Annotated in this window: 27 protein-coding genes; 6 read left to right on the top strand and 21 right to left on the bottom strand. The window is 40.1% G+C overall.

Annotated features, from left to right (window positions below; genetic code table 11):
* Both JZO83_RS14005 and JZO83_RS14000 read right to left on the bottom strand, forming a co-directional pair.
* The coding region (locus JZO83_RS14005) for a 1-deoxy-D-xylulose-5-phosphate synthase N-terminal domain-containing protein (protein ID WP_277990907.1) at positions 1-608 on the bottom strand (608 nt) is incomplete at its 3' end.
* Positions 609-706: 98 nt separating this feature from the next.
* A complete protein-coding gene (locus tag JZO83_RS14000; RefSeq protein ID WP_206853042.1) occupies positions 707-958 on the bottom strand; it encodes a DUF896 family protein in 252 nt (83 codons plus the stop codon).
* Between the two features lie 151 nt (positions 959-1,109).
* On the opposite strand from JZO83_RS14000, the gene lexA reads away from it, so the two are divergent.
* Together lexA and JZO83_RS13990 are read left to right on the top strand one after the other, a co-directional pair.
* On the top strand, positions 1,110-1,733 hold the full coding sequence (lexA, locus tag JZO83_RS13995; protein WP_181055241.1) for a transcriptional repressor LexA: 624 nt from the start codon (positions 1,110-1,112) through the stop codon (positions 1,731-1,733).
* Between the two features lie 183 nt (positions 1,734-1,916).
* Positions 1,917-2,135, top strand: coding sequence for a hypothetical protein (locus JZO83_RS13990; protein ID WP_206853040.1), 219 nt, complete (start codon positions 1,917-1,919; stop codon positions 2,133-2,135).
* A gap of 218 nt (positions 2,136-2,353) precedes the next feature.
* Here the strand turns inward: JZO83_RS13990 and JZO83_RS13985 are convergent, their stop codons facing one another.
* The 9 genes from JZO83_RS13985 to JZO83_RS13945 form a co-directional block, all read right to left on the bottom strand.
* Positions 2,354-2,866, bottom strand: coding sequence for an adenine phosphoribosyltransferase (locus tag JZO83_RS13985; RefSeq protein ID WP_206859404.1), 513 nt, complete (start codon positions 2,864-2,866; stop codon positions 2,354-2,356).
* A gap of 14 nt (positions 2,867-2,880) precedes the next feature.
* The gene (recJ, locus tag JZO83_RS13980; RefSeq protein ID WP_207116108.1) at positions 2,881-5,178 is read right to left on the bottom strand and encodes a single-stranded-DNA-specific exonuclease RecJ; all 2,298 of its coding nucleotides are present in this window, start codon (positions 5,176-5,178) and stop codon (positions 2,881-2,883) included.
* A 264-nt stretch (positions 5,179-5,442) separates the two neighbouring features.
* Positions 5,443-5,877: a lipopolysaccharide assembly protein LapA domain-containing protein gene (locus JZO83_RS13975; protein ID WP_207116107.1), complete on the bottom strand. Its 435-nt coding sequence runs from the start codon at positions 5,875-5,877 to the stop codon at positions 5,443-5,445.
* 9 nt (positions 5,878-5,886) lie between these two features.
* The gene (locus JZO83_RS13970) at positions 5,887-6,675 is read right to left on the bottom strand and encodes an SDR family oxidoreductase (protein WP_207116106.1); all 789 of its coding nucleotides are present in this window, start codon (positions 6,673-6,675) and stop codon (positions 5,887-5,889) included.
* A complete protein-coding gene (gene rnz / locus JZO83_RS13965; RefSeq protein WP_207116105.1) occupies positions 6,659-7,612 on the bottom strand; it encodes a ribonuclease Z in 954 nt (317 codons plus the stop codon). The genes JZO83_RS13970 and rnz overlap by 17 nt, the downstream gene beginning before the upstream one ends.
* A 143-nt stretch (positions 7,613-7,755) precedes the next feature.
* The gene (locus JZO83_RS13960) at positions 7,756-8,343 is read right to left on the bottom strand and encodes a DUF1269 domain-containing protein (protein WP_206858810.1); all 588 of its coding nucleotides are present in this window, start codon (positions 8,341-8,343) and stop codon (positions 7,756-7,758) included.
* A gap of 277 nt (positions 8,344-8,620) precedes the next feature.
* Positions 8,621-9,934 (bottom strand): GTPase ObgE, encoded by a 1,314-nt coding sequence (gene obgE / locus JZO83_RS13955; RefSeq protein ID WP_034689254.1) that lies wholly within the window; start codon positions 9,932-9,934, stop codon positions 8,621-8,623.
* Between the two features lie 240 nt (positions 9,935-10,174).
* A complete protein-coding gene (locus tag JZO83_RS13950) occupies positions 10,175-11,107 on the bottom strand; it encodes an alpha/beta hydrolase (RefSeq protein ID WP_207116104.1) in 933 nt (310 codons plus the stop codon).
* 174 nt (positions 11,108-11,281) lie between these two features.
* Positions 11,282-12,373 (bottom strand): DUF871 domain-containing protein, encoded by a 1,092-nt coding sequence (locus JZO83_RS13945; protein ID WP_206858804.1) that lies wholly within the window; start codon positions 12,371-12,373, stop codon positions 11,282-11,284.
* 186 nt (positions 12,374-12,559) lie between these two features.
* Between JZO83_RS13945 and JZO83_RS13940 the strand changes: the two genes are divergently transcribed.
* Positions 12,560-13,312 carry a peptidylprolyl isomerase gene (locus JZO83_RS13940; protein WP_207116103.1) on the top strand — a complete coding sequence of 251 codons (753 nt, stop codon included), beginning with the start codon at positions 12,560-12,562 and terminating at the stop codon, positions 13,310-13,312.
* A gap of 329 nt (positions 13,313-13,641) precedes the next feature.
* Here the strand turns inward: JZO83_RS13940 and fabZ are convergent, their stop codons facing one another.
* Positions 13,642-14,082, bottom strand: coding sequence for a 3-hydroxyacyl-ACP dehydratase FabZ (gene fabZ / locus JZO83_RS13935; RefSeq protein WP_010735583.1), 441 nt, complete (start codon positions 14,080-14,082; stop codon positions 13,642-13,644).
* A 210-nt stretch (positions 14,083-14,292) separates the two neighbouring features.
* On the opposite strand from fabZ, the gene fabI reads away from it, so the two are divergent.
* Positions 14,293-15,048: an enoyl-ACP reductase FabI gene (fabI, locus tag JZO83_RS13930; RefSeq protein ID WP_206858802.1), complete on the top strand. Its 756-nt coding sequence runs from the start codon at positions 14,293-14,295 to the stop codon at positions 15,046-15,048.
* 65 nt (positions 15,049-15,113) lie between these two features.
* Here fabI and JZO83_RS13925 read toward each other — a convergent pair whose 3' ends face one another.
* The gene (locus JZO83_RS13925; protein ID WP_207116102.1) at positions 15,114-16,127 is read right to left on the bottom strand and encodes a branched-chain amino acid aminotransferase; all 1,014 of its coding nucleotides are present in this window, start codon (positions 16,125-16,127) and stop codon (positions 15,114-15,116) included.
* Positions 16,128-16,304: 177 nt separating this feature from the next.
* On the opposite strand from JZO83_RS13925, the gene JZO83_RS13920 reads away from it, so the two are divergent.
* Positions 16,305-17,222 (top strand): mechanosensitive ion channel family protein, encoded by a 918-nt coding sequence (locus JZO83_RS13920; protein WP_207116101.1) that lies wholly within the window; start codon positions 16,305-16,307, stop codon positions 17,220-17,222.
* Between the two features lie 167 nt (positions 17,223-17,389).
* Here JZO83_RS13920 and cbpB read toward each other — a convergent pair whose 3' ends face one another.
* The 8 genes from cbpB to JZO83_RS13880 form a co-directional block, all read right to left on the bottom strand.
* A complete protein-coding gene (gene cbpB, locus JZO83_RS13915; RefSeq protein WP_206858799.1) occupies positions 17,390-17,890 on the bottom strand; it encodes a cyclic-di-AMP-binding protein CbpB in 501 nt (166 codons plus the stop codon).
* Positions 17,891-17,998: 108 nt separating this feature from the next.
* Entirely contained in the window at positions 17,999-18,511 is a 513-nt protein-coding gene (locus tag JZO83_RS13910; RefSeq protein WP_207116100.1) for a metallophosphoesterase, read from the bottom strand.
* Entirely contained in the window at positions 18,512-19,864 is a 1,353-nt protein-coding gene (rph, locus tag JZO83_RS13905) for a ribonuclease PH (RefSeq protein ID WP_207116109.1), read from the bottom strand. It lies immediately after the preceding gene.
* On the bottom strand, positions 19,864-20,691 hold the full coding sequence (gene racE / locus JZO83_RS13900; RefSeq protein ID WP_206858796.1) for a glutamate racemase: 828 nt from the start codon (positions 20,689-20,691) through the stop codon (positions 19,864-19,866). The genes rph and racE overlap by 1 nt, the downstream gene beginning before the upstream one ends.
* A gap of 220 nt (positions 20,692-20,911) precedes the next feature.
* Positions 20,912-21,568 carry an amino acid ABC transporter permease gene (locus tag JZO83_RS13895; protein ID WP_207116099.1) on the bottom strand — a complete coding sequence of 219 codons (657 nt, stop codon included), beginning with the start codon at positions 21,566-21,568 and terminating at the stop codon, positions 20,912-20,914.
* Between the two features lie 14 nt (positions 21,569-21,582).
* Positions 21,583-22,230: an amino acid ABC transporter permease gene (locus tag JZO83_RS13890; RefSeq protein WP_206858793.1), complete on the bottom strand. Its 648-nt coding sequence runs from the start codon at positions 22,228-22,230 to the stop codon at positions 21,583-21,585.
* Between the two features lie 12 nt (positions 22,231-22,242).
* On the bottom strand, positions 22,243-23,058 hold the full coding sequence (locus tag JZO83_RS13885) for a transporter substrate-binding domain-containing protein (protein ID WP_206858791.1): 816 nt from the start codon (positions 23,056-23,058) through the stop codon (positions 22,243-22,245).
* A gap of 13 nt (positions 23,059-23,071) precedes the next feature.
* Complete coding sequence (locus tag JZO83_RS13880) at positions 23,072-23,809, bottom strand: amino acid ABC transporter ATP-binding protein (protein ID WP_206858790.1); 738 nt, start codon at positions 23,807-23,809, stop codon at positions 23,072-23,074.
* A 251-nt stretch (positions 23,810-24,060) separates the two neighbouring features.
* Between JZO83_RS13880 and trpS the strand changes: the two genes are divergently transcribed.
* Positions 24,061-25,074 (top strand): tryptophan--tRNA ligase, encoded by a 1,014-nt coding sequence (gene trpS / locus JZO83_RS13875; protein WP_207116098.1) that lies wholly within the window; start codon positions 24,061-24,063, stop codon positions 25,072-25,074.
* The last annotated feature ends 169 nt before the right edge of the window (positions 25,075-25,243 follow it).

The following is a 25,243-nucleotide window of genomic DNA, read 5'->3' as shown; positions in this document are numbered from 1 at the left end:
TTTTCAGTGAACGCTTTTGAAGTTGGTCCGTCTAAAGAAATATCATTTGAATCGTACAACACGATCAATTTGCCAAGTTTCATATGGCCAGCCATTGAACTTGCTTCTTGAGAAACGCCTTCCATCAAGTCGCCATCGCCACATAACGCATACGTGTAATGATCCACGACATCAAAGTTGTCCTTATTGTACGTCGCTGCCAAATGTGCTTCTGCCATCGCCATACCAACTGCCATTGCGATTCCTTGACCGAGTGGGCCAGTTGTCGCTTCCACACCGTCTGTATGGTTGACTTCAGGGTGTCCTGGTGTTTTTGATTCCCATTGACGGAATTGTTTCAAGTCATCGATCGTCACTTGGTACCCTGCTAAGTGTAACAAGCTGTAGAGCATCGCTGAACCGTGTCCCGCAGACAAGACAAAGCGGTCGCGATCGACCCAATTTTTAGATGTTTTAGGATTTACTTTCAAATGTTTCGTCCACAGCGCATAAGCCATTGGTGCGGCACCCATTGGTAACCCCGGATGTCCTGAATTTGCTTTTTGTACTGCGTCGATACTCAATGTACGGATCGTATTCACACCAAGCTGATCAATTTTATCAAACAATGTAACCCCTCCTGTAATTTAGGTTTTTTTTACCTATATTTCTCATTCTTATTTTATAGCAATTCCCATGAAAAAGCAACGACTTTTAGTTTTTTTTACTAAAAGTTGTCATTTCTATTATGGATACCTTTTTGCTTCTGGATTTCTTTCAATTTGTCAGGTGTAACATCATTTCCTTCAGGATCTACGACTTTCATTCCTTCGATATGATGTCTCATACCAGAACGAAAAGATGCTAGATATTCTTCACGTAACTTCGCTTGCTCTTTGACTTCAGCAGGTGTCAATCCTTCTGCTTTCTTTTTTTTAGCTAACTGATTGATACGTTCGATTTTATCAGGTGATAACAACAATATCCCTCCTTGCTTTTGCTTCTCCTACATCTTATATAAAAAATGAAAAAAAAACAACTACATCAATAGGTTTTAATGCGAACATTTGTTTGAAATCAAGCATTTTCTATGGTACTATTTACTTATCAAGTGAAAGAAGGTGTACCTTGTGGCCCGACAAACTGAAACAAGACAAATCGAAGTCTTACGATATATTCACGAACAAGTGACCCAAAAAGGCTATCCACCAACTGTCCGTGAGATTGGAGAAGCCGTTCAGCTCTCTTCTACCTCGACAGTCCATGGTCATCTTGCCCGATTAGAGAAAAAAGGCTTTATTCAAAGAGACCCTACGAAACCACGTGCGATCGAATTGACGCAACAAGGATTATCAAAAATCGGTATCCGTCCCTCAACGATACCAGTACTAGGTGTAGTAACTGCCGGAGAACCGATATTAGCTGTCGAAGAAGCTTCTGACTTCTTTCCAGTGCCACCAAATCTTTCGTCCGAAGAAGGTAGTTTGTTCATGTTGACGATCCGCGGAGAAAGTATGATCAACGCAGGGATCTTAGATGGTGACAATGTCATTGTCCGCAAACAAGAAACTGCTCAAAATGGCGATATCGTGATTGCGATGACTGCTGAAGACGAAGCAACTTGCAAACGTTTCTACAAAGAAAGAGACCATTTCCGTCTACAACCGGAAAATGACCTGTTAGAACCGATCATCTTAGATGAGGTATCGATCTTAGGTCGTGTCGTTGGTCTTTACCGAAGCCATATTTATTGATTAGAAAAAACAATACAACCGATGAGCATTTATGTGCGAGCTTGAGATCATGATCTCAAGCTCTTCTTTTCCTCTTTCACGGAATATTTTGCTCTTTTTAAACTTCCCTCTTTACAAACCGAACAAAAGTTCGTATACTAATAGTACGAACTTTTGTTCGCGTTCTATAAAGAGGTGAATGTCATGAAATCAATGAGACGTTTTGGTTTAGTGTTGATCGTTTTGTTTTTAGGTATTATTATTGGTAATTTCGGGCTGCGTACAGCACTTTTGGTTTTTGTTCCTTTGTTTACATTGTGGTTCATGTTGTGGGATGAAAAAAAATACCGTCAATCACAACGTCGTCAGACACATGAAGACTCCTTCTACCATGAAACCTATTACAGCTCCAGGCACACGTAAAAAGTAAGTAGTTAAGCTTTTATGAATAACCCCTTCCAAGCAAACGATCGATGGTCGTTTGCTTTTTTTTTCGACCAATTTGCTACAGTTTTTTTCTCTTACTTTGAACAATTGAAGCTCTCCCCCTCCACACAAGAAACAAACATCCTTACCACGAACCTTCAGTGTGTTCGTAGTAAGGATGTTTGTTAAGTTTGTTCAATTGTTCGATTCTCTGATCAATACTCCATTAAAGTGATCATATCATAGCCTTCGATTTTGTCACGGCCATTCAAGTCCATCAACTCGATCAAAAAGGCACAGCCTACGACAACTCCACCAAGTTCTTCGATCAATTCGATCGTCGCTTTGATCGTTCCGCCTGTCGCTAACAGGTCATCACAAATCAAGACTCTTTGTCCTGGTTGGATCGCATCTTTGTGTAATGTCAATGTATCTGTCCCGTATTCAAGTCCGTAAGTCACTTCGATCGTTTCACGAGGCAACTTCCCTTTCTTACGTACAGGCGCAAAACCGACACCCAACTCATATGCTACTGGGCAGCCTACGATAAATCCACGTGCTTCAGGTCCGACAACCATATCGATCCGTTTTTCTTTGGCATAATCAACGATTTGCTTTGTTGCTTCACGATAAGCATCTCCATCAGCCATCAACGGAGAGATGTCTCTAAATATAATTCCTTTTGACGGATAGTCTGGAATACTAGCAATATAATTTTTTAAATCCACTTTTTCGTTTCCTCCTAGGTTGTTAACCATTTTTTTATTGTGGGAATGTCACTTAATAGTAAAAATTCCTCTGATTTGATTTTCTTCAACCGCTTTTGATAGTGAAGACTATCTGTCAACGGATGATTCGCTGGATCTGCGACTTTCTCTAAAACACCATTGTTTATTGTAACAAACTTCAACTCAAAAAACACCTGTATCATAAAAATTAATAATTTTTGTGGGATTTTTAAATAGTTTGAGATCGCACCTAATTTATGCCTGATGTCGATCCGTTCTTGTGCATGGATCAATTTAAAGAGTCTAGCATACTGTTCCCTCGTCCCTACGCCATTCAAGTACGCTTCATCGACTGAAATACCTAAGAAGTACACACGACTGAACGTACCAAGAGCTAAGATCTCTTTTAAGACATGTAATTCAGCCGGACAATCGATCACGACAAGCGCACTCGGATCATTTTCCTCGATCCATGCTTGGACTGTCTCTTTCTCTGACCAAAGAATGATTTGTTCCTGTAAAGAGGCGTTTAATTCTTTGATCGATGCTTCATCAAATGCTAAATAGAGCGGACGCTCGATTTCATTTGCCAATGTTCGATAGCGTTTTGCTCGCCAATCAAACACTTGTAACCCTTCTACTGCAAAATCGGAAACCATCAACTGCGGTTTTTTACGACCATTCCACTCATTGATCGATAATTGCCCTACGATATCGAGAGAATCATCTAAAAACTCATTTTCTTGTGCCCCAAAACCAAATGCGACTGCATCTAACTGACTCTCTTCATCGACTAAAGAAAGTTTCAAGTGCTGTTGACTTGAGCCAATTCGTTTCACATTTTGGACAGCGACCTGTTTAAACAAGAAATTCGGGACAGGATTATCGGTTCCGAAAGGTGCGAGTAATTTCAACGTATCGATTTGTTCAACGGTCACGTCTTTTGGCGAGACGATTTCATCGATCGCCAATACTGGTCCTTTTGATAAATCGATTGCCTTCTCTTTCACATAGGCATTCATCCGCTCTTGTAACTGCGTGATATTTTCTGCGGGCATCGTCAAGCCGACTGCTGCGTGATGGCCGCCAAAAAATGTAAACAGTTCGCTCATCTCATTTAGCATCTCATAAAGGTTCAATGCTTCGATACTGCGACCTGATCCTTTTGCGACAGTTTGATCTTTGATTCCTAGAACGATCGTTGGTTTGCCTGTTTGATTCATGATCTTTCCTGCCACGATCCCCAAAACACCTTCATGCCAACCTGGATGTGCCAATAAATGGATCTGATTCTCTTCATTGATCATCGCTAATGCTTCAGTGGTGATCTGCTCCACGATTGCTTTACGCTCTTCATTGACTGTTTGTAGCTGTTCCGCTAATGTTTGCGCTTGGCTTTCATCAAATGTCGCTAATAAATCGACTGCTGGATTAGGATCACCCATGCGGCCGATGGCATTTAAACGTGGGGCAATAGAAAAACCGATCATTGTTTCATCTGCTTCATTCGCACGCACACTACTTTGCGCAAACAATGCTTGTAAGCCGACACGCTCCGTTTGACGTATTGCCTGTAAGCCTAACGCTACGAGCGTTCGATTTTCATCCGTCATCGAAACCAAGTCAGCAATCGTCCCAATCGCTACTAGATCAAGAAACTCTGCGGGTGGTTCTTCCAACAAAGCAGTCGCTACCTTGAATGCTACGCCGACACCGGCTAATTCGCCAAAGGGATAATTGCCTTGCGGATGACGAGGATGGATGATCGCATAAGCTGCCGGCAACTCATTTGGCAACTCATGGTGATCTGTCACGATCACATCTACTCCTTGTTGTTGGGCATAGGCGATAGCTTCATGCCCCGCTACTCCATTATCAACAGTGACGATCAGTTGCGTTCCAGCAGCTATTTTCTCTTGGTACACCGTTGGATTAGGTCCATACCCATGTTCAAAACGATTGGGCAAAAAGACTTCTACTTGGGCACCAAGCAACTCCAACGTTTCTTTCATCACAGTCGCACTAGTGATTCCATCTGCATCATAATCCCCATAGACTAAAATTTGTTCGCCATTGATCACCGCTTCTTGGATACGGCTGATTGCTTTGTCCATGTCAAACATCAAATATGGATCGTGCAGTTTTTGTTCTTTTGGATGTAAAAACTTATGGATACTTTCTTGTTCTCGGTATCCTCTTTGCCACAACAATTGTCCGATCATCGAAGATAATCGTTGTTCTTTGATTATTTGGATAAAGGATTCAGAAGGTGTTGTTTCATTGACCTTCCAATCAAAATTTGCTCGTCTCACATGCTCACCCCTAACTTAGTCATTATAGCAAACGTCACCTCTAAAAAAAAGAATTTCAGTAGACGCGCGAATGGAATAGAAATAAAAATCATTTCCGTTTTTAACCTTAAAAACGAAGAAACGGTATTCCAACAGCAATTCCTTCAAAAATAAGCCGTGAGACCCAAAATTTGACGATCAAATTTCGGGTCTCACGGCTTATTTCTCGGAGCTAAACATTTCTACGAAAGTGGTTCGCTTGCCTACTTTGGCAATCGCTCATGATCAATCAAAGTAATTGACACTTTGTCTTGGTGTTTGAGAAGGGGACTCAGATGGAGTTTTCATTTGTTCGATCTGTGCTTGCTTTGCTTGTAATTCTGCTTGATAGGCAGCTTCAAGCTCCGCACGTTCATTGCGAAATTCTCTTTTTTGTTCTTCTGTTGCCTCTTCGATTTTCTTTTGGATGTCCGTTTGGTTCTCTGCTAGTTCTTTTCTTAATTGTTTCAATTGTTTCTTTTGTTGCCATAGGGTTGTAAATGCTGTTAAAAAGATGATCAATGCACCGATCAACGCCGAACCGATGATCACTAAGATCAATGGGGCGTTAAAAGAAGCAAAACCAAAGCTTACAGGAACATTTTGATTATTCAATACAGCAAACACAACAATGACCAATACTAATAAAAAACCAACGATCACACTACCTTGCTTTTTCATTTACTTCACCTACTTTTTATTAAAAATTCCACCTGCAAAGTAATCTCCAATGGTTGGGAAAAGAGTATAAAATTTTGATGCGATCTCAAGTAATAATGGTTGGTTGATCTCACGTTTAGGATGCTTCATCGCTCGCACGATCGTTTGAGCTAATTTCCCTGAATCTAAAACGAGGTGACCGACTTTTTCCAAGTAACTGCCACTTGGATCAGCTTTATCGAAAAATTCTGTTTCGATCGGTCCAGGATTGACAGTCGTAACAGCTACTCCTAATGGTTTCAACTCTAAGCGTAGCGCGTTAGAGAAACCTAAAACAGCAAATTTAGTCGCTGAATAGATCGTTGATTTGGCTGTCGCCATCTTTCCAGCCATAGACGCCACATTGATGATATGGCCTTCACGTCTTTCTGCCATATCGATCGCAAATTTTTGCGTCAAGACCATCATACCTAAGACATTCACCTCGAACATATCATAGGCTTTGCCTAAATCAAACGATAAAAAGTCTTCAAAAATACCGAATCCAGCATTATTGACTAAAATATCGACACGTCCGACCTCAGCCATCACTTTCGCATATAGTTCGTCGACGCTGTCAGGGTTGCTGACATCTAATTGGAACGCATAAGCTGGTTTTCCGCTCAATTCTTGACAAACTGCCTTCACTTCACCGATTTGTTGGATCCGTCTGGCACAAGTGACAACGATTGCCCCTTGTTTGGCTGCTTCATAACAGATTTGCGCACCTAAACCACCGGAGCCACCAGTGACTAAAACGACTTTATTTTCTAATTTCATCCTGTTTCTCCTCCTGAAATGGAACATCCACAATCTCAAAATCCTTCATGACTTTTGTATTTGGAAAGATTTCTTGTGCTTCTTGTTCAAGTTCTACTGTTGCTTTTCCTAAATATCTTGCACTGATATGAGTCAATAGTAACCTTTTTACATTCGCTTCTTTTGCCACTTCTGCGGCTTGATGAGTCGTTGAATGGAAATAATTATGCGCCATTCTTGCTTCATTTTTATTGAAGGTACTTTCGTGGACCAACACATCAGCATCTTTCGCTAACAAAACGGAATTCGTCGTTTTACGAGTATCACCTAAAATCGTCACGATCCGTCCTTTTTTATCGGGTCCGACAAAATCACGGCCGTTGATGACCTGTCCATTTTCTAATTGAACGGTCTCACCTTTTTTCAGCTTACCATAAATGGGACCAGCGGGAATGTTCAATTCTTTGAGTTTTTCAACTTGCAATTCGCCTTTATGATCATGCTCAACGACCCGATACCCATAACTATCGATGCCATGATTCAATTTTTTGGTATAAACAGAAAAATGGGCATCTTCAAAGATTGCCTGGTCTTCATTTATTTCGATAAAGACGAGTGGATAGCCTAGTTTCGTTTGAGAAATCGTCAATGCATTACGCACAAATGCTTCTGTTCCTTTAGGGCCATAGATTTCTAAAGGTGTTTCACCACCTTGAAAAGAACGACTACTGATCAACCCTGGCAAACCAAAAATATGATCGCCATGAAGGTGAGTGATAAAGATTTTTTCTATTTTTCTTGGGCGGATGTTCGTTCGCAAGATCTGCATCTGTGTGCCTTCACCGCAATCAAACAACCAAATCTCATTTCGCTCGTCTAATAGTTTCAATGCGATACTTGAGACATTGCGATGTTTTGCAGGAACGCCTGCACCTGTACCTAAAAATTCTAGTTCCATAATTTACCTGACTTTCTATTCATTCTTATTAATTTTAGGGGAAAATCAACTGACAATCAACCGAAAGTCGTAGGATATTTGTTCATAGAAAGATTTTCCCTGAACCAAAAGATTGAATAAATACTACTCTCGATGCTTTCTTCTTATTCAGAAGGTGTAGAATCCTCTGAGCCAGCGGTTGGCTTTTGATGTTTTTCATCCCAATTTTTCTGGGCTGTTTCTTTTGCATGTTTTTCAACTTCTGTTGCATCATGAACATCTTGCTCTACTTCTTCATAATCCAAACGAGTGATTTCTCCACCTAATTCCATCATCACAAGTTGATTCAATGGTCGGTTATCCTCTTCTTCCGCAATCAATATCAGACCTGTTGCACCTTCACCGATCTTATTGCCGACAAAATCAAACACAGTTTGTGCATCTTTGATTTCTTTTGCGTCTTGGCTCGCACCAATCATCCCACCGGCAAACCAGCCTAACAAAATCCCTAATGGTCCGCCTAAAACACCTACTAACATTCCGATAAGGCCGCCTTTAGAAGATTTATTGTTTCCAGTAAAATCTAAAAAGTCTTCGATTTTAAATTGATGTGCCCCATTTGAAACATGGCTGATGACCGCCATTTGTTCGCCTTTGATTGCTCTTGTCATGTGAAGCTTTTTGATTTCAGAAAATGCTTGATAAGCTTGACTTTCCAACTCAAAATTTAATATGATCACTCGTTTGCTCATAGAGATCGCCTCTTTCTCATTTTCTTTTAGTGTACCTTGGAATAACCAAAAATAAAAGGGAAACCCTTCAAAAAATAACGCAGTATACAAAAAAAAGGAGTATGACATCCGTCATCTCCTAAAATCGAATAAACAGTAAGCAAAAACCAACTCTTATGTGAGTAAGACAAAATCCGCAAAATATGGTGTATTTCTTTCTCTGATCTTGCCTTACTTCCTAGAGTGGAATATTTTCTTATGCTGTCATTCGTTGCAATCGTTATTGTCTAAAAAGAGCTTACTCTACAAATTCAAACTCAAATTCGCCAATGCGTACTAAATCGCCGTCTTTCGCTCCTCGGGCACGTAATGCTTCATCAACACCCATACCACGTAATTGACGCGCAAAACGCATAACTGTTTCATCATGGTCGAAGTTGGTCATTTGGAATAACTTCTCGATTTTCTCACCTGACAATACCCATGTTGCATCCGGCTCACGATCGATCGTAAATTCAGGACCTTCTGGGTTGAAGCCATAATGAACGGTTTCTTCCTCGATCTCTTCCTCATATAATGGGAATTCTGGTGTTACTTCTAATAGATCAGCTGTCGCATTCAGCAACGCATCTAATCCTTTACGTGTCACGCCAGAGATTGGAAATACTGGTATGTCATCCGCAAATTCATCTTCTTTGTTTTTATTTAATTGCTCTTTGAACTTCACTAAGTTTTCTTCTGCATCTGGCATGTCCATTTTATTGGCAACGATGATTTGTGGGCGTTCCAACAAGCGCAAGTTATGCGAAGACAACTCGTGGTTGATCGCCAAGTAATCTTCATAAGGGTCGCGGCCTTCCATGCCACTCATATCAATGACATGCAAAATCACGCGGGTACGCTCGATATGGCGTAAAAATTGTGTACCTAAGCCGACACCTTGAGAAGCACCTTCGATCAAACCAGGAAGATCCGCCGCAGCAAAACTCCGTCCGTCACTTGTTGTGACCATCCCTAAATTGGGCACTAATGTCGTAAAATGATACGCACCGATTTTTGGTCTGGCAGAAGAAATCACTGAAAGTAAGGTTGATTTTCCTACTGAAGGAAAGCCAACTAGACCTACGTCTGCTAAAACTTTTAATTCTAATTCGATTTTACGCTCTTGTCCCGGTTCTCCATTTTCTGCAATCTCTGGTGCAGGGTTTCTTGGAGAAGCAAAGCGGATATTTCCACGTCCGCCACGTCCACCTTTGGCAACTACTAACGTTTGGCCATCTTCAATCAGATCACCTAATAACGCACCTGTTTCTGCATCACGGACTGTTGTTCCTTGAGGCACTTTGACATACGTATCATCTGACCCACGTCCGTGCATCCCTTTACTCATACCATTTTCTCCTGGTTGAGCCTTAAAGTGACGGTTGAAACGGAAGTCCATCAACGTACGTAATCCTTCGTCAACGACTAAGATCACATCGCCGCCTTGACCACCATCGCCACCTGCAGGACCACCGTCAGGTACATATTTTTCTCTACGAAAGGCAACCATCCCGTCGCCGCCTTTACCAGCCTTCACGTCGATCGTTACTTGATCTAAAAACATGGACATATTTTCGTCCTCCTATTTCATTTATCTATTCTTACTATATGACTACCTGAATCTCCACAATAAACACAAGTCCTGTCTATTTTATCGGTGAATGGACCGTTTGTCCATCATTAAACTGAAAGTTTCACGGAAATTCCTGACTCTTTCTATATTTTAATGCAAGAATGAATCAAGACAAAATAAAACGTTGTGACCAAACGTTTCAAAAAAGTTCTTTAAGAAACACTTTGGTCACAACCGCTATTTTACGTATTTTTCTAAAAAACTACTTACAGTTTGTTGATACTTCTCAGGATCAACCGAATATGCTTTGGCATGTTCTGCTCCTGGAACGACATATTTTTCTTTCGGTCCATTTGTCGCTTGATAAACTTTGTCTAACATTTCGTATGGAACGAATGTATCTGCATCGCCATGGATAAACAGCATTGGTAATTTATTTTTTTCTAGTTGCTTGATTGAATCAGCTTCCCCAAAGAAATAGCCTGCTCTGATTTTTGTCATCAGGCTAGTAACTTGGATCAATGGAAATGGCGGTAAACCAAACAGTTCATTCAGCTGATAGCTTAACTCTTCATTGACTGATGAATATCCGCAGTCTTCGATGATCGCCTTAACATTTGCAGGCAGCGTTTCCCCACTAGTCATCATGACAGTTGCAGCCCCCATACTGATACCATAAAGGACGATTTCCTCCGATTGCCCATTTGTTTCGATCACTTGATCGATCCACTTCACGTAATCTTTACGTTCGTGCCAGCCGAAACCAATATAATCTCCTTCGCTTTTCCCATGTCCACGCGCATCGGGTACTAATACATTGTAGCCAAGATCATGGAACATCTTCGCATAGTTTGCCATTGTTTCCGCATCCCCCATATACCCGTGAGCGACGATTGCTGTTTTGTGGCTGTCTGAAGCGGGCAAATAAATTGCGGATAGCTCCAAACCATCTGCAGATGTCTGGTGCCACTCTTTACGATTTTCAGGGTTTGCAAACCACGATTGCGCCGCTGATTCTTCATTTGTTTTGGTTGTTCCTGGCGTATCGCCTTCCAAAAAATCTTTTTCTGAAGGAACAACAGCATAATTATAAAAATAATTTCCCGCAAAGACTAATACGACTGTTACCAGTAATGCTGCACCGATTAAAATCTTGATCCAAAGTTTCATTTTATACCTTCCTTGCTTTTACATTAACGTACTATCTGGAATTAGTATAAACAAAGAGTCCGTGTGATGCAATGTAGAATAAATAATAATTGTGATTGAAAAGAAGAGACCTGTTAAGCGATTACGGCTTTACAGGTCTCTTTCGACTGACTATTTTAATCGTTCTAAACGTATTTATTTGCTTTCGATCAACTTGAAGTTTGACCATGGTTTTAAGAAATCAAGTAAGAACAACTCATCATCTGAGATACGCCCCACTACATTCACTCGTCCATCATTCTTCATTTCTTTTAAAGCGATTTGCGTTTCGCCTTTGTATTGCCCGTAACCAACGTTATCGATCAATACATCCCCACGCGTCATATCTTTCGTGTTATGCGCTGGGAAAGGTTTGTCTTTGTAGTAGATACGTGTCATTGTTGAACGCAAGATATACTCTGAGCGGTCGCCACGATAACTATGAAGATTATCAAATAAACAAATGCGCTCGTCTTCCGTGATATCATCTGCGACATCTACTTTCAATGTTGGATAGCTTGCAAAGAAGGCTTCTGACATCGCGCGCAACTCTTCTTCACTTGCGTAGGCATTCCCTACCGAAATATCATCGATCAAACCAGTTAACATCAAGTGTTTGACTTGTGTTGCGATTTCTAGATCGCGATGATCTTCTAATGAGCAAAGCCCGTCTTGTGTCGGCCATGGACCAAAATCCGCCGTTTGCGAATTGACGAAAGCCATTGTATTTAAATTATATTTACGGAATTTTTCCGAGCAAGCGACAAAATGATCGTACCCTAATCCAGAATAGCGATGAGGATAGAAGTTATGCGAACCTAACAAATTATCAGTGTTTGGAGAATAGCTCATAATATTGTCTACATAATTCGTGCCAGAACTCATATTGATCTCGATTTTGATGTTATAAGGATTACGAGTCATTTTTGCTTCTTCTGCTCCAGTGAAACCAATATCAAGACGAATGCCATCAGCACCCATCTCCTCAAAGAAAGATAGATCATCATACGAGATTTCTAACTGTTCAAATAACGCCGGGTTGATATCGACCATGACTTCCATCTCTAATTCATTGGCATAATCAACTACTTTTTTAAATTCTGCCAGAACTTTTTCTTTGTCATCGGCAATTTGTAATAAACTTGTGAACACACGTTTGAATCCATATTTATGTGCTAAATCTAAATATTCTTTGTCCTTTTCAAATGTTGAACGTTCTGGATAAATTGAAATCCCTAATTTTCCCATGTAATGTTACCCTCCTGGATGTGCGTTTTTGTATCCACTTACATTATAACAAACCGCTTTCAAATGGTCTACACCTTTTAATGTTTATTAAATAATTTCGTTTATTATAAGAAAAAGTGTAGGTATTTATCTTATAATTTGCTATCATTAAAGATAACAACGAACAAAATCAGAAAGGAATTACTTATGAAACACAAAAAATTATTTTTAAGCATGAGTATGGCTGCAACGCTATTATTTGTAGCAGGTTGTACTTCGAATGGTTCAGATAACGCATCTTCAAGTACGAACGAAACAACAGAAAAAACAACAGAGACGAGCACTGTAGAAAGTATTGATCTAAATTCATTAGAATTACCTCAATTGAATACAGAAGTTGCTGATAACGAAGATCTAGTTGAAATGGTCACAAGTAAAGGAACGATCAAAATCAAATTGTTCCCAGAGCTTGCACCAAAAGCAGTAGAGAACTTTATGACTCACGCCAAAGATGGTTACTATGAAGGTGTTACTTTCCATCGTGTGATCCAAGACTTTATGATCCAAGGTGGCGATCCTGAAGGAAACGGTACTGGCGGAGAAAGTATTTGGGGAGAAGGCTTTGAAACAGAGATCTCAAACCAACTTTATAACATTCGCGGGGCTCTCTCAATGGCTCGTACGCAAGATCCAAACAGCAACGGGAGTCAGTTCTTCATCGTCCAAAATTCAGATGATATGCATGATGGCCTATTAAAAGATGATTACCCACAAGCAATCATCGACGCTTATAAAGACGGTGGCTACCCTAGCTTAGATGGTGAATACACTGTCTTTGGGCAAGTAGTTGAAGGCATGGATGTCGTTGATGCGATTGCAGCTGTCGAAACAGATAGCTCAGACAAACCAACAGAAGATGTGAAGATTGAAAAAATCAATATCTTACAAGAAGCAAAATAGCAGTCGATTGTACGTTGACCGCTGAATTAAAAAAGAGATACCTGAAAAGTAGATTACTTTTTGGGCGTCTCTTTTTTTGATTTTCCTGAATTTTCGAGATAAGACTATTTTTATTTTTTTACGAAAAAATGATTTTTTATCATTTAAGTTTAAAAAAACTTAATCTTTTGTAGCAACCTTTAGAAAAGCGCAAAAAAGAATCATCCGCGAATAGAAACCTATCCGCAAGATGATTCTTTTTTTAAGGAAAATGATGGTCCACTTTCCTATCTTCATTTATTTTTTTCTTGAGGAAGCGATCTCTGCCTCCTTAAAGCGCAATACTGTCCTTAGGCTTGTTCGTTGACGATAAATGTAAATTCGCATTCACATACTTTTTTATCATCGACAAAGGCTTCAGAAATAGCAGTCCCTACTGGACCTTTCATTTTGATGATCTCAAAATGACATTTCATCACATCACCAGGAACGACTTTTTGGCGGAATTTTGCTTTGTTGATCCCCCCGATATACGCACGTTTGCCTAAGAACTCTTCTGATTTCAAGATCAAGATAGAGCCTGCTTGTGCAAGGGTTTCTAAGATCAAAGCCCCCGGCATGACAGGGTTGTCAGGAAAATGACCTTGGAAAAAATCTTCATTGATCGTTACATTTTTCGTTGCAATGATCTTCTTTCCAGAATCGATCGAATCAACGTAATCGATATAACAAATTGGATAACGGTTTGGAATAAGATCCATTACTTCCGTTGCTGATAGTGCGTATGACATAGTTTACTCCTTCTTTCAGGCAATTGCCGTAATCAATACTTTGATTATCAAAGTATCATATTCTTGATTATTTGGCAATCATTTTTTATTCATCAAAAAAATAGTTTGACAATCAAAGCATTTTACTTAATAATAAGAAATCAAGAAGTTATTTTTTTGCACTTATATTTTCGTCACACAAAACTTTTATTGAATCAAAGGAGTGTCTATATGTCTTTTTTAGAAGGAAAAAAAATCGTGATCATGGGCGTTGCGAATAAACGTAGTATTGCTTGGGGTTGTGCAGAAGCAATGATGCAACAAGGTGCGGAGATCATCTATACGTACCAAAATGAACGCATGAAGAAATCATTAGTCAAATTAGTCGGTGAAGATGCTTTCACAGTAGAATGCGATGTAGCAAGCGACGAGAGCATCGAAAAAGCAATGGATGCGATCGGTGAATATGCGGGCGAGATCCATGGCTTAGTCCACGCGATCGCCTATGCCAACAAAGAAGAGCTTTCAGGTAATGTGTCTGATATCTCTCGAGACGGCTATCAATTAGCGCAAGATATCAGTAGCTATTCTTTGATCGCTGTATCAAAATATGCACAAAAATACTTAGCACCTAACAGTGGGATCGTAAGTATGTCTTATCTTGGCTCACAACGAGCAATCCCTAACTACAACATGATGGGGATCGCAAAAGCATCACTAGAAGCAGCTATTCGCTACTTAGCTTCAGAATTTTCACCTAAAGGAATCCGTGTCAATGGAATTTCAGCTGGTGCGATCAAAACGTTAGCAGTAACTGGTGTGAAAGACTACCAAAAATTGATCGAACTTTCTGAGTCACGTACACCTGATCAACAAGGAGTAACGATCGAAGAAGTCGGCAATACGTGTGCGTTCTTGATCAGCCCACTATCAAGTGGGATCATCGGTGACATCATTTATGTCGATAAAGGTGTTCACTTGTCTTAATCAACGAACAAAAAATCAGCCCTCTATGATGAGAGCTGATTTTTTTTATTGCTTAAATCAAGTTGTTATTCAACCACTTCGATCCAACCTTCTGGCGCTTCGATATCACCGAACTGGATACATGTCAATTCGTCATACAAGCGTTTAGTTACAGGCCCTACTTCTGTCTCGCTATAAAAGACATGTAAGTTGTTCTTATAATAGATCCCACCGATCGGCGAAATCACTGCTGCCGTGCCACATGCGCCAGCTTCAGAAAACTGATCGAGTTGATCGACATAGATGTCCCCTTCCACTGCTTTTAAGCCTAAACGTTCTTCAGCGATCTGTAACAAAGAATACTTCGTGATACTTGGTAAGATCGAAGGCGATTGTGGTGTGATGAACTGGTTATCTTTCGTAATACCAAAGAAATTCGCTGCCCCCACTTCTTCGATTTTTGTGTGAGTGGCTGGATCAAGGTAGACACAATCCGAATAGTTCAATTCCTTCGCTTCTGTTCCAGGCAATAGACTCGCTGCGTAGTTTCCTCCGACTTTCGCAGCGCCGGTTCCGTTAGGTGCTGCTCGATCATACTCAGATACAATAAAGTTCGTTGGTTTTAATCCACCTTTGAAATAGGCACCAACTGGCGTACAGAAAACGACAAACAGATACTCAGGTGCTGGATGAACACCGATGTTTTCTCCTACACCGATCAAAAATGGACGTAGATACAAGGTTGCTCCTGATCCATACGGAGGAACAAACGCTTCATTTGCTTTTACGACTTCTTTCACAGCATCAATAAACATATTTTCTGGAACCATTGGCATCAATAAACGTCTCGCACTTTGATTCAAGCGACGACTATTTTGCTCTGGACGGAATAAATTGACTTTCCCATCTTTTCTGCGGTAAGCTTTTAATCCTTCAAAACACTGTTGACCATAATGAAGCGCAGGTGAGCCTTCATGAAGAGATAAATGATTATCCTCAGTCAGTTCGCCCTTTTCCCATTCTCCATCCTTCCATTTGGCAACAAAGCGCCAAGGTGTTTTGATGTAAGAAAATCCTAAGTTATCCCAATCTATTTGCATGTTCATACCACCAATCGTCAGTTTTGAAATATTTTAGCACTATCTCTCTCATTTGTCATCGTTTATTTTACTCCGTTGTTATTGCAAGTGTTCCTATGGACTTATGTAATGATTTATTTTGATTTTTGCGCTGTTCTTGTTACAATACAACAAAGAAGATTTAGAAAAGGGGATTTTATGTTTTCATTCATTGCTACAGCAGAAACAACCAGCTCAACCGGAGAAACCTTGACAGATCAAGCAGTTAATCAAGTCAATGCTTTCCAACGGTTTTGGAATGATATTGATTGGGATGGCATCTTTTCTACGATGATCCAAAAAGGATTATATCTGATTTTTTTGGTTCTCCTATTTGGTCTTATCAATCGCATCGGTAAATACTTGATCGATAAGTCTTTTAAACAGTATTCAAAAAAAGCCGTCCTTAACGGCAGCCGTTTAAAGACATTACAAAGTCTTTTAAATACCATCTTCAATTATACGATTGGTTTCTTCTTTATTTACGCGATTCTTTCCGTCATCGGTGTGCCGATTGGTTCATTGTTAGCCGGTGCAGGGATTGCAGGTGTCGCGATTGGTTTAGGTGCACAAGGGTTTATGAGTGATGTGATCACTGGCTTCTTTATCATCATGGAACAACAAGTGGACGTTGGCGATTACGTCAAGTTAACGAATTTGACCATTGAAGGAACAGTTGTATCAGTTGGTATCCGTACCTTGCAATTAAAAGGTGTCGATGGCACAGTCCACTTTATCCCAAACCGTAGCATCACAACGATCAGTAACCTTTCTCGTTCGAATATGCAAGTTGTTCTTGATATCCGTATCGTTCCAGAAGAAGGTTATGATAAGATCTATGAGATCATCCAAAAAGTCAATGAAACATTAGCTGTGAAATACGAAGAGGAATTACAAACAGAGCCAACGATCTTTGGCCTTGTCGATATCGGAAACAGTAACTTTGCAATTCGCACGATTTGTTACGTCTTGAACGGTAAGCAATTTGAGCTAAAAGAAGAATTTTTAAGTTCTTACGTCAAAGAACTGACAGCCGCTGGTTACAGCATTCCGAATACACCGATCGTGTTGAAATAGTTTTTATATCATTTTTGAAATAAAGATATATTAAAAAAAATAGTACCACTGTATTATTTGATCAGCTCCATCCATCTTTAAAAACCAAGCAACCTCCAAAATGATCATAAAGATCTAGCTTTTGGAGGTTGCTTAGTTTTTATTTAGTTAGTAAAATCGACTACTCTTTAACTAACAATATCGATTCTTTCTCTCAATTCATCTATTTTAGGTGACACGATATTTTGACGTTCTAATTCGTGTACCATATAATTGACTGCTTTCAATAATTCTTTTCGTGTGATGATTCCTTTGAAAACTTTATCCTCAGTGACAACTGGTAGGAATGACGCATCAACCAATAGATGAAGTACTTCTTCTAGATCCCAATGCTCATCGATCGTTGGTACATCTGTTTCCATCACGTCAGCTACCGTCAAACCTTCTAATGGCTCCATACTGATTGTTTGCAGATCCATCATTTTGTTGACGACGTTCGATAGGCTGACTAAGCCGACAAAGCGATCATCTTTTCCTAAAACAGGGATTTTGGTATATCCCACTTTCGATAAAACTAATAATCCATGTGATAACGGATGTTGATACATAACATTTGCCACGTTTTCTGCTGGAACCAAAAAGGTCTCTTGATTTTGCAGTAATAATTCTCTTACGATTGGTCCAATCATTACACATTGGCCTCCATTTCAATTTCTTTCAACATCTCTATTTTACCGAAAACGGATGCAAAATCCAGACAAACATTTCTATTTTTAGCAAAAATTAGAGTTTGTTTCTCAACGTTTATACTCAAACGCCATGTTATCGATCTTTTGGTGTGATCGATTATAATATTGTACTGCAATTTTGTCTTTCGTACTATCGATCAGTGCATACGCAGGAATTTGGATCATGCCTCGCGGTTGAGAAATACTTCCCGGATTCAAGAACAAGATCCCTTGTTCAAATTCACAACCTAATTGATGCGTATGACCAAAAAGAGCGATCGTTGCTTGTTGTTCTTTTGCTTCAAGCGCTAACTGTGTCAAACCAAAGCGGACATTTGATAAATGTCCGTGTGTCATATATACGCGGTCGAGCCCTGTATCGACTACTCGTTTCGTTTCAAAATCGGTACCAAAATCACAATTTCCTTGAACACCGATATAAGTTTCCCAAACTTCATCTTTTGCGTCAAGTTCTGAATCCCCGCAATGAAAGAAATAATCGACTTCATTTTGATAACGGGTAAGCAGTTCTTGCACGATTGCTCGATCCCCGTGATTGTCACTAACTACTAAATAACGCATCTACTCCACTCCTTCCAACCATGCTTGCCATTCTTGACTTAGTTTTGCCATTGCTAACCCTCGGTGACTATGCTCATTTTTTTCTTCACTTGAGATCTCTGCGGCTGTCTGGTCGTAGCCGTCTGGAATGAATAATGGATCGTAACCAAAGCCATTTTCACCTTTAGGGATTCGCCCGATTCGACCAGGCCAGTCTGCTTCTACTACTAGACTTTCTTTGTCTGGCGCCGCAAAAACTAATGTACAGTGGAATTGTGCGGTGCGTTCTTCATCAGGTACATCTGTTAGCTCAAAAAGTAATTTCGCATTATTGCCGGCATCACTTTTATGTTCCCCGGCAAAACGCGCAGAATAAACTCCTGGTCTGCCGCCTAAGGCATCGACTTTTAAGCCAGAGTCATCCGCCAGCACTGGCTGATTCAATACTCGTGCAATCGTTTCTGCTTTCAAACGCGCATTTTCTTCAAATGTCGTGCCTGTCTCTTCGACATCTGGTATCTCAGGATAGTCAAATAATGTTTTGACTGTATACCCTTCTTTTGCAAATAACGTGCGGAATTCTTCTGCCTTACCTGCATTTCGAGTGGCAATGACGATCGTTTTCTCTTGTTGTGCCTCTGTTGCCTCGGCAAATTCACTCAATAAAACATTTTTTTGTTCCAATATCAAGGATTCGATGGCTGTTTTTCCGTACACAAGCATTTCATTCAACTGTTCGCCATCAAAGGTTGCTTCTTCCCCAGTTCCTTGGATTTCTACAAATCTACCTGATTCAGTCATCACTAAGTTCATATCGACTGCTGCCGCAACATCTTCGTGATAATCTAAATCAGTGACACATGTCCCGTCTGCTAAAATACCGACGCTGATTGCAGCTAAATGTTCTTTGATTGGATCATTTGGCAACACTTTTGCTTGCAATAACTTCTCGATTGCTAATCTTAAAGCTACAAATGCACCTGTGATACTAGCTGTTCGGGTTCCCCCATCTGCTTGGATCACGTCACAATCGACGATGATACTCCGTTCACCCAATTTTTCTAAATCGACGACTGCCCGCAAGGAACGGCCGATCAGACGTTGGATCTCCATCGTACGGCCACTTAGTTTTCCTTTACTGCTTTCACGACGATTTCTCGTGTTCGTTGCTCGAGGTAACATGCTGTATTCTGCTGTTACCCAGCCTTTGCCACTTCCTTTTAAAAAAGGTGGTACGGAATCTTCGATGGTTGCTGCACATATCACTTTTGTTTCGCCAAAGCTGATCAACACCGAACCTTCCGGATGTTTCAGCACGTTCGTTTCAATGGTGATTTCTCGTAAGTCTTGGACATTCCTTCCGTCGTGACGCATCATTGCACTTTCCCTCCTAAGTCGATCGATTCAACGATCAGTTCTTTTAATCCCAACCAATCTTGGGCAATCTCATGGAACATTTTAGCTGAGCCTGTTGTATAAAAACGGCATAACGTGCGACCATTTTTTGGTGAATTACTGATTTCAAAATAATCAAGCAACATGGACACCTCACCGATCGTTTCAGCACCAGAGTCGATCAGGGTGACTTTATCCCCCATAACATTTTGGATGATGGGGCGAAGTAACGGATAATGTGTACAGCCTAAAATCAATGTATCGATTCCTCTTAACTCTAACGGAGCCAATGTTTGAGCGACGATTTTTTTGGCAACTGATGAACGATATTCTTTGCTTTCGACAACAGAAACAAATTTTGGACAGGCTAAGCTCGTGACTTTTAGGTCAGGTGCTTTGTCCAACAAGGCTGTTTCATAGGCTGCGCTTTTGACTGTACCGAGCGTGCCGATCACACCGACTCGCTGATTTTTTGTTTGTTTTACTGCGGCTCTCGTCCCTGGCAAAATGACACCGATCACCGGGATCGATAGAGTTGCTTTGATTTCTTCTAAGGCCACGGCTGTTGCCGTGTTACAGGCAATCACGAGCATCTTGATGCCTTTTTCAACTAAATAATTCGTCATTTCCCATGTATAGGCGATCACTTGCTCTGCTGGTCTTGGACCATATGGACAACGTGCTGTGTCGCCAACGTATAATATGTTTTCATTCGGTAATTGCTTCAGTGCTTCTTTGACGACCGTTAGACCACCAACTCCTGAATCAATAAAACCGATCGGACGTTTATCTGTCAATCGAATCATCCTTTTTCAAAAAATTCTACCTTCTATATTGTGGACTTTTTGAGGTGATTTATCAAGTACTATCACCTTCTTTCCACGTCTTTTCCGACAATTCGTTCGAACGTTTGCCTTGGAAAAATTTGTTTACTAACTCAAGAAGGAATCCACGAAAAATTTGAAGACCAAATTTCGTGGATTCCCTATTACGAACCGTTCACTATTCGATTTTTATGCTTTCCTATCAATAACTGTACTTTCTTCTTTCCAAATATGAGGATAGTAGAGAAAGTGCGTAACATACGACAAAATACATGAAAGTCATCATGACGAACATCGGTAAGACGTAATTGGTATTTTGACCATAGACGATACGTGCTTGGTGCGTCAACTCTGGTAAAGAAATGATCACTGCTAACGATGTATCCTTGATCAATGAGATCAATTGACTCACAATGGCAGGGATCATCGACTTGAATGCTTGAGGTAAGATGATGGTCCGCATCGTCTCTACATAAGTAAGTCCTGTAGAGAGACCGGCTTCCATCTGCCCTTTAGGCACAGCATTCAGACCGGCACGGAAAATCTCTGATAACATTGCAGATTCAAAAATAGTCAATGCCGCAACCGCGGACCAAAAAATATTCATTTGGATACCAATTTGCGGTAAAGCAAAATAGGTGAAAAAGATAATAAGCAATAAAGGCAGATTACGAATGATATCGATGATCAGACCTAGTATTTTTGATAAATACGGAATATTCGCGAAACGAAGAACACCTGTCAATCCACCGATCAGAAAACTGAAGATAATTGAGAATAACGAAACTTCGATCGTTACTTTTAAGCCTTCTAACAAAAAGCGAATATTCATCCATGAAAATGCACCACTAAAATCCATTGAGATTCTCCTTTCTATGAACGAACTGCCCATTTTTTCTCAAGATAAACCATCAAGTAAGACAATGGTAAGGTAATGATCAAATAAAACAACCCGACAATGATATACGTGTCAAAAGTGTTGAACGTTTCACTAGCGATCAAATCGCCTTGGTACATTAGATCCAACCCAGCAACGATAGCTAAAATCGATGAATTTTTGACTAAATTGATGAATTGATTGCCTAATGGCGGGATCACGATTTTAAATGCTTGCGGCAACACGATGTAACGCATGGTTTCTGAGTACGTAAATCCTGAAGAAAGCCCTGCTTCCATCTGTCCTTTTGGCACGGTTTGGATTCCTGAACGAACCGTTTCTGCAATAAATGCTGAAGTATAGATCGTAAGACCAATCGTCCCTGCCTGAAATCCGTCAAAACTGATCCAGTAAAGCGGTAATACAACATAGAAGAACATCACGATGATCAGTAATGGGATATTTCTAAAAAACTCAACATAGGCTTTCGCAAAGCCTCTTATCCAACGATTGTGTGACAATTGAAAAATCGCCATCAACGTTCCGATGATCAAACTGAATAAAAGCGCCAAGACACTTGATAGGATCGTTACTTTGAATCCATCAAGGAAGGCTGGCCCATAAGTTTGTATCAAATCACTCATTGTATTCCCTCCTTAATCAATTTTTCCCTGAGTCGTATCTGGGAACCATTTTTCATAAATCTTATCATACGTACCGTCTTCAACCATTTCTTCTAATGCTTGATTGACGGCATTCAAAAAGTCTTCTTGTCCTTTATTGATGGCGATCCCATAAGGTTCTTCTGTAAAAGTTCCACCTGCTAATTCATAGTCAGGATTTTCTGCTGCCATCCCAAGTAAAATTGCATTATCCGTCGTCATGGCATCGCCTTGACCAGATTGTAAAGCAGTAAATGCTTCTGCATAGTTCTCTAATTCCAAGATTTGAGCATCCGGCGCATGTTTTCTGATGTTTACGGCTGAAGTTGATCCTTTTACTGCTAGAATGGTCGTTTCCGCATTTAAGTCCTCTACGCTTTTGATCGGGCTTCCTTTTTTCACTAATAATGATTGCCCAGCATCAAAATAGACGGATGAGAAATCAACTTGCTTTTTACGTTCTTCAGTAATCGTCATCGTTGCGATGATGGCGTCGATATTTCCATTTTTCAATAATGGGATTCTGGTTTTTGAAGTAACTTCGACAAAGGATGCTTTTCCGTCATCACCTAAGATTTTTTTCGTGATTGCTTTGGCGATATCGATATCAAATCCTTGGACTGTTCGGCTTTCGATATCCATCATGCCGAACAAACGAGTATCATACTTGACGCCCCAAACGATCTCATTCGTTTCTTTACTGCGAGTCAAGATATCTTTTTCTGCTAAGCTACTGCCTTTACAGCCACTTAACACTAGAAATACTAGTCCAAAAAGAAAGAATAAACGAGTGAATGTTGTCTTTCGCATATTATGCCTCCTATCAATGGTTGATTACTTTACTGATAAATTGTTTTGCACGTTCTTCTTTTGGATCATCAAAGAAATTGCGTACATCGCGACTATCTTCTAATACTTGACCGTCAGCCATAAAGATGACACGATCAGCCACTTCTTTGGCAAAGCCCATCTCATGGGTCACGACGATCATTGACATCCCATCTCTTGCCAGTTTTTTCATTACGTCCAAAACATCACCGATCATTTCTGGGTCTAACGCAGATGTTGGCTCGTCAAATAACAGCATTTCAGGATTCATCGCTAAGCCGCGAGCAATCGCCACACGCTGTTGTTGTCCTCCAGATAACATTGATGGATACGAATCTTTTTTGTCTAACATGTTGACCGTTTTTAAAAATTTCTCTGCATTTTTCACAGCAGTCGCTTCATCTTGTTTTAACACTTTGATCGGTGCTAGTGTGATATTTTCCAGAACCGTTTTATTTGGGTAAAGATTGAAATGTTGAAATACCATCCCAACATTTTTTCTGATCTCCGTCAGTTTCGTTTTCTTGTCACGAATATCGACATCATTGATCAAAAGTTTTCCTGAAGTAATTGTTTCTAAGCCGTTGATACAGCGTAGCATCGTACTTTTCCCTGATCCTGATGGACCAATGACAACGACGACTTCTCCTTTTTCAAATTCAAGATTGATGTTTTTCAAAGCATGGAATTTGCCGTAATACTTTTCCACACTGTCAAATTTAATCATTGTCATATCATTACACTCCCATTATTATTTAGTAAGATTTCTTTTAAAGTAATATAATAGAACACATTATATCTGAAACTTTGGCAACTTGTAAAGTTTCCAAGAAAATTACCCATCCCTTTTCTTTTATAATTGGTATAAATAACGATTTTTCAGCTACTTTTTTCGATGATTTCTGTCTGGACTGTTGTCTATTCGGTAAAAAAACGGTAAGATATTAAGTATTAGTCTGACAAATTACAAAGAGGTGTTCTTTTTTGAAAAATATTATTTTAACAGGAGACCGTCCTACTGGCAAACTACACTTAGGCCATTATGTCGGGTCATTAAAAAAACGTGTAGAAATGCAAGCAGATGAAGCGAATCAGTTATTTGTGATGATCGCGGATATGCAAGCATTGACTGATAATGCCAAAAATCCGGAAAAAGTATCTTCCAATGTATTAGAAGTTGCTTTAGATTACTTAGCGGTCGGGTTAGATCCTGCCAAATCAACATTGTTCATCCAATCGCAGATCCCTGAATTAGCAGAGTTGACAATGTATTACTTAAACTTAGTGAGTGTGGGTCGCGTCCGTCGTAACCCAACTGTAAAAACAGAGATCGAGCAAAAGAAATTTGGTGAAAGTGTCCCAACAGGTTTCTTCATCTACCCTGTCTCACAAGCTGCTGACATCACTGCGTTTAAAGCAAACCTAGTCCCAGTTGGTGAAGATCAAAAACCAATGTTAGAACAAACACAAGAAATCGTCCAAAGCTTCAATCATACGTATGGTGAAGTACTCGTTGAGCCTAAAGGCGTCTTCCCTCCTAAAGGAATGGGACGTTTACCAGGCATCGATGGTAACGGAAAAATGAGTAAATCATTAGGTAACGGCATCTACATTTCTGATCCTGCTGATGTCTTGCAGAAAAAAGTCATGAGTATGTATACCGACCCAAATCACATCCATGTCCAAGATCCAGGACAAGTCGAAGGCAATATGGTCTTTACTTACTTAGATGTTTTTGGTACAGATAAAGAAGCGATCGAAGAAATGAAGGCTCATTATCGTCGTGGCGGTCTAGGTGATGTGAAAATCAAACGTTACTTGATTGATGTGTTGGAGGCTGAGTTCGCGCCGATCCGCGCACGTCGTGAAGAGTTGGCGAAGGACCCACAAGCGGTGATGGATATCTTACGTCATGGTAGTGAAGAAGCCGCAAAAGTTGCCGCAGCTACACTTTCGGAAGTAAAAGCAGCAATGGGCATCAATTACTTCAACAAATAAAAAAATTGGAACAAGGTCATTCAATGACCTTGTTCCAATTTTTTTGTCGATTTAATATTAACGAATACTTGCATTGACTGTTTCTGCCAACGCCTTCTCAACTTTGCTCATCGCTTGATTGATTTCTTCGTCCGTTAGTGTTGCTTCCGGGTTTTCAAAACTTAATGTT

This window comes from Enterococcus sp. DIV1298c, assembly GCF_017316315.1.
GTDB lineage: Bacteria > Bacillota > Bacilli > Lactobacillales > Enterococcaceae > Enterococcus_B > Enterococcus_B mangumiae.
Note: the sequence above shows the minus strand (reverse complement) of the source record. Positions and strands in the feature narration are given on the sequence as shown.